General features: G+C 64.1%; 7 protein-coding genes. 3 read left to right on the forward strand and 4 right to left on the reverse strand.

Annotation, left to right across the window (positions count from 1 at the left end):
• Positions 1-44 precede the first annotated feature (44 nt).
• On the forward strand, positions 45-944 hold the full coding sequence (locus tag K3762_RS12650) for a CpsD/CapB family tyrosine-protein kinase (protein ID WP_132445118.1): 900 nt from the start codon (positions 45-47) through the stop codon (positions 942-944).
• Between the two features lie 114 nt (positions 945-1,058).
• Entirely contained in the window at positions 1,059-2,360 is a 1,302-nt protein-coding gene (locus tag K3762_RS12655) for a Wzz/FepE/Etk N-terminal domain-containing protein (RefSeq protein WP_132445120.1), read from the forward strand.
• 5 nt (positions 2,361-2,365) lie between these two features.
• Here the strand turns inward: K3762_RS12655 and K3762_RS12660 are convergent, their stop codons facing one another.
• Positions 2,366-3,676, reverse strand: coding sequence for an oligosaccharide flippase family protein (locus K3762_RS12660; protein ID WP_132445236.1), 1,311 nt, complete (start codon positions 3,674-3,676; stop codon positions 2,366-2,368).
• Between the two features lie 159 nt (positions 3,677-3,835).
• Here K3762_RS12660 and K3762_RS12665 point away from each other — a divergent pair, with 159 nt between their 5' ends.
• A complete protein-coding gene (locus tag K3762_RS12665; RefSeq protein WP_132445122.1) occupies positions 3,836-5,041 on the forward strand; it encodes a glycosyltransferase in 1,206 nt (401 codons plus the stop codon).
• On the opposite strand, the gene K3762_RS12670 is transcribed toward K3762_RS12665, so the two are convergent.
• Genes K3762_RS12670 through K3762_RS12680 form a run of 3 tightly spaced genes read right to left on the reverse strand, consistent with a single transcriptional unit; the run spans position 5,038 to position 9,487 of the window.
• Positions 5,038-5,892 carry a glycosyltransferase family 2 protein gene (locus K3762_RS12670; protein WP_132445124.1) on the reverse strand — a complete coding sequence of 285 codons (855 nt, stop codon included), beginning with the start codon at positions 5,890-5,892 and terminating at the stop codon, positions 5,038-5,040. The two genes, K3762_RS12665 and K3762_RS12670, sit on opposite strands and share 4 nt — an antisense overlap.
• Complete coding sequence (locus K3762_RS12675) at positions 5,883-8,546, reverse strand: hypothetical protein (protein WP_132445126.1); 2,664 nt, start codon at positions 8,544-8,546, stop codon at positions 5,883-5,885. The genes K3762_RS12670 and K3762_RS12675 overlap by 10 nt, the downstream gene beginning before the upstream one ends.
• Positions 8,543-9,487, reverse strand: a complete 945-nt coding sequence (locus K3762_RS12680; protein ID WP_132445128.1) for a hypothetical protein — start codon at positions 9,485-9,487, stop codon at positions 8,543-8,545. The genes K3762_RS12675 and K3762_RS12680 overlap by 4 nt, the downstream gene beginning before the upstream one ends.
• Between the last annotated feature and the right edge of the window lie 3 nt (positions 9,488-9,490).

The following is a 9,490-nucleotide window of genomic DNA, read 5'->3' on the forward strand; positions in this document are numbered from 1 at the left end:
GAGAAAATTAGCGCCTCATGTTCAGAAAATCGAAAGGGAAGACGATGAAAGATCTCTATGCATCCGACGCCCTTGGCGCGGACAACAGCGATGTGTCGGCGCAGTTTGGCGGCCCGGGGATGCGGCACAGCATCCGCCCGCGCCGCACCGTGATCGACCATGAGGATGAGTTCGACGGCGATCTTGCGTCTGAAGAGACGTTGCCCACCGCCGCTCCGGCCGTGTCGCGCTATATCGGCGACGACCGCGCGCCGCGTTGGCAAGACCTGCCCATCGCCACCCCCGGCCCCGGGGGGGACATGCCGTTGGTCGACGATCACCGCAACAGCGCCGCCGCGCGGGCTTTTGACCTGCTGCGCACGCGCCTGCGTCAAACCACTATAGAGCACCGCTGGGTCAATATCGCTGTCACCGCCCCCACCTCGGGCTGCGGCAACAGCTTTTCAGCGACCAATCTGGCGCTGAGCCTGTCGCGTGTGCCGGGATCGCGCACCGTGTTGATGGACATGAACATGCGCAACCCCGGTCTGGCCCGCGCTTTTGACCTGCAAGCCCCCGGCGCAATGAGCGACCTGCTCAGCGGACGGGTCGATCTTGGCAAAGGGATGCTGCGGGTCAGTGACACGCTGGCCCTCGGCCTGAATGACCAGCCCGAGGTGAACGCCGCGGAAATCCTCCAAGACAGCGCCACCGCCGAAACACTGCTGCGCCTGCGTGCCTCGCTGCAGCCAGAAATCGTTCTCTATGATATGCCACCCATGTTGGAGCATGACGATCTGTCGGCATTCCTGCCGCAACTTGATGGTGTGTTGCTGATCTCGGACGGGACGCAAACAATGGCGCGCCATCTGCGCGAATGCGAACGCATGCTCGAAGGTCAGGTGCCGCTCTTGGGCATCGTACTGAACCGGGCGCGCGCGTCCAGCCTGCCGAAATATGCCTGACACCCCCTGTCGCTGCCCCCTCTAGCGCCCTATTATCGCCCAAGTCTTCTGGTCTAGGCAGGGAAACTCCGCCGGGCAACGGTCGGGGGCTTTAGGCAGGTTGGAAAGAGGCACATGGGACCGATCTATACATTCGATGACATCATCGACATGCTCCGCCGTCGGGCGGGCGTGATCATTTTGATCACGCTACTGGGCTGCATCGCCTCGGTCTACTGGGCGCTTTCGACGCCGCATGTTTACCAATCTTCCGAAGTCATTCAGATCGAGCAGCCCAAGATCGCCAATGATCTGGCCCCCTCCACCGTAGAGGGGTCATCGGCGCGTCGTCTGCAGTTGATCGAACAGCAGTTGATGGCCCGCGGCACCCTCGTGGACATCATCCAACACTTTGATCTTTATGATGATCTTACCGCGCTGCGGATGTCGGAAAAGGTTGATCTGCTGCGCCGTTCGGTTACCATCACCGGTGTGGCCGCCGCGCGCGAGGGCTTTGCCGATGACGGCACCATCTCTGTCATGACCTTCACCGCCGAGATGGACAACCCCGCCGATGCGCAGGCCGTGGCGCGCGAATTTGCCGACCGCACCCGCCAGATGTCGGCGGCCCAACGCCAAAGCCAGACCCAAGAGACCTTGGAGTTCTTTCAGCGCCAAGAGCAGAACCTGATCCGCGACATCTCTGAGCTTGAGGCGGAACTGGCCGATTACCGGGCCGAGAATGATCTGTCTCTCGAAGGCAGTCTTGAGTTTCGCCGCGGCGAAATCAGCAGCCTGAACGACGCCCTCCTTGAGCTTGACCGCGAGATCATCGCCACCCGGCTGGCCCGCGACCGGGTCAACCCCGACGCCCGCGCCGCCACCATCGCCCGCGAACAGGCCGAACTGGACGCCACGTTGGAAAGCCTCACCACGCAGCGCGATTTGCTGCAAGAGCAGCGCGAAACGCTGACCGCCAGCCTGCAAACCTCGCCCGAGGTCGAGCGTGAACTGGCCCGGTTTGATCGTCGCCTGACCCAGTTGCAGGACCAGTTGGAGGTGATCACCGCCCGCCGCAACGAAGCGGAGGTGGGGTTCTCACTCGAATCCGATCAACGGGGTGAGAAACTGATCACGCTGGAGCAGGCCGAACTGCCGGATTACCCCGTCTCTCTCAGCCGCAAAAAGCGGGCGGCGATAGGTGGCATGGGCAGCTTCGCGCTTGCCCTGATCGTGGCCTTTTTGCTGGAACTGCGCCGCCCGGTGATCCGCTCTTCCCGGCAGATGACGCGCGAGACGGGGCTCATCCCCGTCGTGTCGATCCCCGACCTCAGCCCCCGCGAAAAGCGCCGCACCTTGGGCAAAGTATGGCAAGAACGCTTAAAGGCAGGTAAAGAGGGCCGCGCCGCACGTATGGCACGCAAGCAAAAGAGCTGATCCGCTCAGACCGTAGCGCTGAGCCCCTGTACCCGGCCCCAATGCAGCCAAAGCGCCAGTGCGCCAAGCACGATCCCCAGCAGGGCAAAGATCAAATCGTGGCGCGCGTCCCAGACGCCATGCGCCCGCGCAAGCCAGATCAGCACCAGATGCGACAGCGCCATCGCCGCGCCTAGGCCAATCAACGCACCGGGCAGCCCGGCGGCGATCACCCCCGCCAACAGCAACCCAATCTGCAAGCTGGCCCGCGAGGCCGAGGAGATAAAAAACCGCCGCGAATCCCCGGCCGCAAGCGCCGCTTGGTCATAGGTCATCCCGATCACCTGCGGCATCAGCGCCAGCGCCAGCATCACCAGAATCGCGCCGCTTTGCAGATAGCGCGGGTCATAGAGTACTGAGACCAGCCACGGCCCTGCCAGCGCCATTGCGGCCAATAGCATCAGCAGCCCCCCGCTCAGCCCATAGCGCATCCGCCGCAGCTTGGGATGATCGCCGCCCCCGGCCTCGCGGTAGATCGGGATCATCACCCGCCCGGTGACGTTCTGCCCCAAAAGCAGCGGAAAACTGGCGAGGAAATAACCGATATTGTAGATCCCCAAGCCTTCGAGTGAGAGGAACTTGCCCAAGATCGCCTTGTCCCCTTGGCTGGCAAAGAACCAAAACATGGTCGACAGGAAAATCCATTTGCCGAAATGCACCAACTCCTGCACCGCAGGCCGTTCCCAGCGAAAGCGGTTGCCCGGCCCCGGCAGGAACGCATGGGTCAGCGCCAGTTTTGCCAGCGCCCCCACCACGCCACCGACCACCAGCGCCGCCACGGATTGATAAAGCACCGCGCCCACGATCATCACCACGATGCCAATCACCTGTGACGCCAGATCCAGCAGTGTCAGCCGCCCCATTTGCAGATGCCGGTGCGCCGTCTCGATCCGCGTGGGATTGAACCCGGCGACCACAAGGCTCAGCGCCGCGATGGGCAGATAGGTCAGCAGCGAAGGCTCATCGTAAAACGCCGCCACTGGCCACGTCAGCGCACAGGCCGCCAGCCAGAGGCACAGCCCCCGGATCGCTTGAATCGTCCACGCGGTGTCCAGAAAGTCGCGATCATCGCCGCGTTTGCTCTGTGCGATGGAGGGCGCGATGCCTACGTCCGAAAACAGCGTCAACCCGACGATCACCACCTGTATCAGCGCCATCAGACCAAAGGCTTCGGGGAAAAGCAGCCGCGTCAGGATCAGGTTCGAGGCCAGCCGGATCGCCTGCGACCCGCCATAGCCCAAGACGATCCATGAGGTTGAGCGCAGCGCCCGTGCCATCAGGCGATTGCCCGTCACCGCTTGGGAAACCTGTGAAAACACCCGTTGCTGCGCCTTTGCCAATTCTTTGCGAGAGACTAAAGGCTTGCCCGCCCTTGTGCCAGTGGCAAGCGGGCGGGTAACAAGGTTTATCAGCCATAAGCCAAGGCCGCGCCCCCCGTGAAGATCGCCTATATCCTCAACACCTACCCGCAGCCCTCGCATTCCTTCATCCGCCGCGAGATCGCGGCGCTAGAGGCGGCGGGCCATGAGGTGCTGCGCTTTGCCATGCGCGGCCCCGATGTGCCGCTGGTCGATGGGCAGGACAAGGCCGAAGAGGCGCGCAGCCACTATGTTCTGGCCGCTGGCGGGGCCGCCCTCGCCCATGCAAGCCTGCGCAGTGTCCTGCGTTCGCCCCGCCGGTTCGGCAAAGCGCTGCGCGAAGTCTGGCACGCCGCACGTCGGGCCGAGACTGGGATGGCCCGCCATCTGATCTATCTGGCCGAGGCATGCTATCTGCAGGCGCAGCTGGACGGCAGCGGCACAGAGCACCTGCACGCTCATTTCGGCACCAACGCCACGATGGTCGCGATGCTTTGCCACCTGCTTGGCGGGCCGCGCTATAGTTTCACCACCCATGGGCCTGAGGAATTCGACAGCCCCCGCGCGTTGTCACTCGGCGCGAAAATCCATCATTCGGCATTTGCCGTAGCGATCAGCCAGTTCGGGCGCAGTCAACTGTGCCGATGGGCTGACCCAGCCGATTGGCCGCGCATCAAAGTTGTGCATTGCGGCATTGAGCCCGCTAAATTCCCTGCCCCCGCCGCCCTGCCGGATGGCCCGCGGCGCCTCGTCTCCATCGGGCGTTTTGTGGAGCAGAAGGGCCAGCTTGCCCTGATCGACGCCATGGCCCAGCTGCGCGACAGCCACCTCGATCTGCATCTGACGCTGATTGGCGACGGCCCTTTGCGCCGCGCGATTGAAACGGAAATCGCCCGCCATACCCTGCAAAATCGCATCACCCTGACCGGCTGGGTCGACGAGGCGCGAGTTACCTCCGAACTCAGCGCTGCCCATGCGCTCGTCATGCCCAGTTTCGCCGAAGGTCTGCCCATGGTGGTGATGGAGGCCATGGCCGCCGCCCGCCCGGTGATCGCCACCTATATCGCAGGCACGCCGGAACTGGTGCAGCCCGGCCAAACCGGCTGGCTGGTGCCCGCAGGCGATGTGGCGGCCTTGGCCGAGGCGATGACCGCCCTGCATGACGCGCCGCTCTCGACGCTGGAAGAGATGGGAGCGAACGCCCGCGCGCGGGTCTTCGCGCGCCATGATGTGTCCCGCGAGGCGGCAAAGCTCGCGGACCACATGCAAGACGCCGCCCGCTAGCGCCCCCGCACCCAGCGGTTTGCACTGCGAAAGACCGGTGCGTAAATCGTCAGCCGCACGGCGACAAAGACCAGCGCCCCCAAAGGGTCCGCCAGCGCGCGCCGCCAAAAGGGGCGCATCTGATCATGCGCGTCATCATTGCGCATCAGGTCGGGGAAAAGCTGCTCGACCTCGGCCACGCCAATGTCTTGCCGCCGCCGCACCCGCACCAGCGGCGCAAAGCCTTCGATCATGGGCCAAGCATAGGGGGCAGGCACCGCGATGCGTTCCTCGGGGCGGAAATTCAGCCGCGCGAAAGTGTCGTCCGAGATGATGTCCGGCCAATCCCCCCAACGCGCCCGCCCGGTGCGGTTCATGGCAAAGACACCAAACCCCGGCACGCCATGGGTCATGAAGCCGGTGGTCTGCCAAAACCGCGTGTAATGGCGCGTCACCCAATCGCCTGAGGTCGTCACCTGCGGCATCCCGCTGGCATAGCGCGGCGCGTCCTCGGCCAGTGCCCCGGCCAGTTGCGCCAGCAGGGGCGGTGAGACCAGCACATCGGCGTCGAGATAGACCAAGACCGCACCCCGCGCCGCAGCCTCGCCCGCATTCAACGCACCGAGTTTGCTGCCTTGAGCCAGTTCCAGCACCCGCAGCGCCCAGCCTCGCGCCTCGAACGCGGGGGCCTTTCTGCGGGCCAGTTCTGCGGTGTCGTCCGTGCAGCCATTGGCCACGACGATCACCTCCACCGGCCCCGCCACCGGGTCAGTGGCGCAGAGCGCGTCGAGGCAGGCGGGCAGCCAGTCGGCCTCATTATGGGCGGGGATCAACACGCTCACCCCTTGGAACGCGCCTGTTGCTACTTCCATGCGTTCAAAGCGTCCCAACGTGGATTTTCATCCGCCAGATAGCGCAGCGCGCCCCAAGACCCCCATTTCGTCGGGGCATAGACATCTGAATAATGGGTGAACAATTGCCCGCCGACAGCCAGCCACCCTGCCATCAAATCGGTATAGAGCGCGCCCATTTGAGGCGCGTAATTGAGATGGTGAAAGAAGGCGGTCAGACTTTCGTCATTCACCTGTGCCCCAAGGCCAACCACATGGCTGCCGCCTTCGTACATCACCAGATCTAGGTCATGCGCCCGCGCCACGGCGGCATGATAGGGCCAGACACGGCCAATAAGGTCGGCAAGCGTATCGTTTTGAAGCCCGCTGATGCCACCGTTGCGCAGATCTTTCGCCGCACGGGCGGTGGCCGCGTCAAAGCGGTGGGTCTTGATATAATCGTCGAGAGCGCTGCCGCTCACCCCTTCCGCTTCCCCCTCGGCGCGGGCCAATTCGAGGCTTTCCGACAGCCAATCCTTGACCAACTCGGCGTTGTCTTCCAGCCCCAGCACCCCACCAAAATAGCCGGTGATCGCATAGGCATCAAAGGCGGTGGCGGGCGCGCGGTTTCCTGCTTTTTCAGCTTGGTAAAGCGGGGCTTCCAAAGCCTCACGCTCAAGCCCCAGCCATCCGGTCTGGCTCGCGATCACATTGCGCAACCGCGCTTCAGCCTCACCGCCGAAGACATCCGTCCAGATGCGCGCCACTTCGGCGGCGCGCAGGCCATAGAACTGCATCCCCTTCTCGGCCTCATTCCAGCGGGCCTGCGCCATCTCATCCGCCCATTGGGTCTGGGCGAATTGCCAATTCCAAACCTCGTTGGAGAATTCCACATAGGCTTTTCGGTCCTCGCTCAACGTCTCCTCGACGTAGGTCGCGAACGCGGTCACATAGCCATCATCCGCCAGATGTGGCATGTTGAACCACGGGTCGATCTTGAGTTCATTGGCCAAGGCGACCATGACTTCTACCGGGACACCGCGCAGGGCATAGGTCACATCCTCGGGGCGCGGGCGGTCCTCCCATGCGGCGATGGGGCTGTCATTGGTGCCCATCCAATCCATGAAGCGTAGCACCTTCATCCCGGTCAGATGCTGCGTCCAATCGGGGTTGAACCGCGCGCCAGCGTCGAAATCGGCAGCGCGGTCTTCGCGCACGACGGTGATATCGCGCGGCGGATCGCTGCGGTGCATGCGCTGAATGCGAATGTCGACACTGCCCGGCCCCGGCGCATAGTCGAACCGCACCTCGTTCTTGCCATAGCGGACATTCTCGGCCCGGCCCGTGACCTCGATCACGCCCTGCCCCTCAAAGCGAAGCAGATAGCGGCCTCTGAGCGTGGTCGCCTGCGGCGGCATGTCGGTCAGGATCAATGTGCCGATGCTGCCCAAGGCGCGGGGCATCTTCACCGGCCAGCCTTCGGAATCGAGGTAGCCACCCTCAACCAGTTGCGCATATTCCATCCCGCCAAAGCGCCCGGCCAGATGGCCAAGCCACGGGCGCGCGGTTTTCATCAGGTCGAGGAAAGGAGCCTGCACGCTCCAATCGGCGATGGCGGCAAGGCCGATGCCCATGTCGCGGGTGCCTGCGACGGCGTCCTGCGGCGGTGTGATCTTGAACGGGGCATTCGCAATCGGCGTGACAGGTACTTCGGGCTCATCTGGGGCCGGCGCTGGCTCATCAGGAGCGGACGCAGGTTCATCTGGGGCGGGCGCTGGCTCATCGCGGGCAAGCGTAGACTCAGGCACCGCGGGCGGGCCAGTGGGCGAAATCGGGGCGGTCTGTGCATTGTTTGCGGCGGCAGGGCGCGTGGCAGGCGGCACCGGCACCACAGCACTGCCCTGATACTCTCGCACCGCATCCCACGCCACACGCTGAAGCTCCCGCGCGAGGTCGGGGGTGGGCGTGTCAAACGCTTTGCCCCAACGGTCATTGAAATCCGTCGGCAGGCCCAAGGGATCTTTGCCCGTCAGCGTGGCATATTGCACCATGGCGACAAAGTAGTGGCCCAGATCGTTCAGGTGGATGTCATCGGCAAAAAGCGCGTCGATCTCATTCAGCCCCGGCACACGTTCGGCGGCGATTTCATCGTAAAGCCGCGCCATCGCTTGCCCGGCGGGGATCACCTCAATCGTCGCAGTGTCAGAGCTGCGCCCATCGCTCACCGCCGCCGCGATCCCCTCCCATGCGGGCAGATCATTCTGCAACCGTTCGCGCCAAGGGATATGGGCGTGGTCGTCATAGGCCACTGCCTCTCCGCTGCCGCTTTTCAGCGAATGCCATGTCTCTTGCAGATAGACCTTCACCGTCGCATTGGCCGCCGCAGCAAGGCCAAAGAAAGCCTGCGCATAGACTTCGGTATCCGACCAACGGGTGTGATTGGCCAGCGGGATCGCCTCGGTCAGGATCAGATGGGTGGTCTGCCCTTCGGGCAAGACAGTGCGGGCATCCACGCCCTCGGCCCGGTCAGATTCGTCCCAATTATAACGCAGGGGCGCGCCGTTGATGATCTGCGCGCGCACCTCGCCCTGCCCCACCCCGGCGCGCAGCGCCTCTTGCAACATATCCGGCCCGTCCGCCCCAAAAAGGCTGTGGCCCACCATCAAGACCGAGAACAGCCCGCCCAGACCGCTCATGCCGCGACACCGCTGTCGGGATGGGCACGGACCACGTCCCAGACCACCCGCTGCATCAGCGCTGCGGCCTCTGCACTTGGTGTGTCAGCCGGGGTGCCATCCGCGCGGGTCAACTGATGCGGCAGCCCCGCCGGGTCGCGGTGATAGAGCGTTGCGTAATGGGTCAGCGCCACAAGATAGGCCCCCTGATCGTTGAAGTGAATCGTATCGCGGCGGCCCTGCTCATCGCGCGAAAAGAGGTTCTGCAGGCTGATGATGCCGCCCACCCCTCCGGCCGCATCGACTGCGCGGCCAAAGGCCGCCATGACCTGCCCGGCGGGGATCAGATAAATGGGCACCTCCGATTGCTGCAAAGCGGGGTAGATCACCTGCTGCCGCCAGTATTGATCGAGGTCACGGTCGATCCGGTTCAGCCACCCCTTGCCATCGTCGGTGTGATGCCATGTCTCATAAAGATAGACGCGCGTGTCGGGCCGGGCCGCCTGCGCCAGATCGGCCCAGCGGGCAAGGTAGTCGGGGCTGTCGTGGTAGCGGATGGCGTCGGCAATCTCGACCATCTCGGTCAAAACCACGGCGTCGTAATCGCCCGAACCGATCGCCGCCCGGGCGGGCCGGTGCTGCGCATGGTCATTAGAGCGCTCAAACCCATTCACCGGCACATTCGGCTCCCAATGATCGCGCAGCGAACTGCCCCAGCCGGTTTGATTGTGATAGCTGTGCCCGGCCCCCGCCATCTGCGCCAGCATCGCGGGCATGTCTCGGCCCACCAGTGAATGCCCCAGATGGTAGACCTGCATCGGCCCCGCCGGCGGGGTCAGCGGCGTGGCATAGAGTTGTTCCGCGCGGTCCTGCACCTGCGCCCGGCGAAAGACCCAAGTCCCGCCGCCAAGGCTGGCAAGAGCGGCGCCCCCCAGAAAGGCACGGCGAGAGAGTGCGACCATGAG

This window comes from Sulfitobacter sp. W074 (genome assembly GCF_025142275.1).
GTDB classification, from domain to species: domain Bacteria; phylum Pseudomonadota; class Alphaproteobacteria; order Rhodobacterales; family Rhodobacteraceae; genus Sulfitobacter; species Sulfitobacter profundi.

What these genes read in the sequence shown, in the direction of transcription:
- K3762_RS12655 (WP_132445120.1), top strand. Translation starts at nt 1,059, where the DNA reads ATGGGACCGATCTATACATTCGATGACATCATCGACATGCTCCGCCGT.
- K3762_RS12650 (WP_132445118.1), top strand. Translation starts at nt 45, where the DNA reads ATGAAAGATCTCTATGCATCCGACGCCCTTGGCGCGGACAACAGCGAT.
- K3762_RS12680 (WP_132445128.1), bottom strand. Translation starts at nt 9,487, where the DNA reads ATGGTCGCACTCTCTCGCCGTGCCTTTCTGGGGGGCGCCGCTCTTGCC.
- K3762_RS12660 (WP_132445236.1), bottom strand. Translation starts at nt 3,676, where the DNA reads ATGGCACGGGCGCTGCGCTCAACCTCATGGATCGTCTTGGGCTATGGC.
- K3762_RS12675 (WP_132445126.1), bottom strand. Translation starts at nt 8,546, where the DNA reads ATGAGCGGTCTGGGCGGGCTGTTCTCGGTCTTGATGGTGGGCCACAGC.
- K3762_RS12670 (WP_132445124.1), bottom strand. Translation starts at nt 5,892, where the DNA reads ATGGAAGTAGCAACAGGCGCGTTCCAAGGGGTGAGCGTGTTGATCCCC.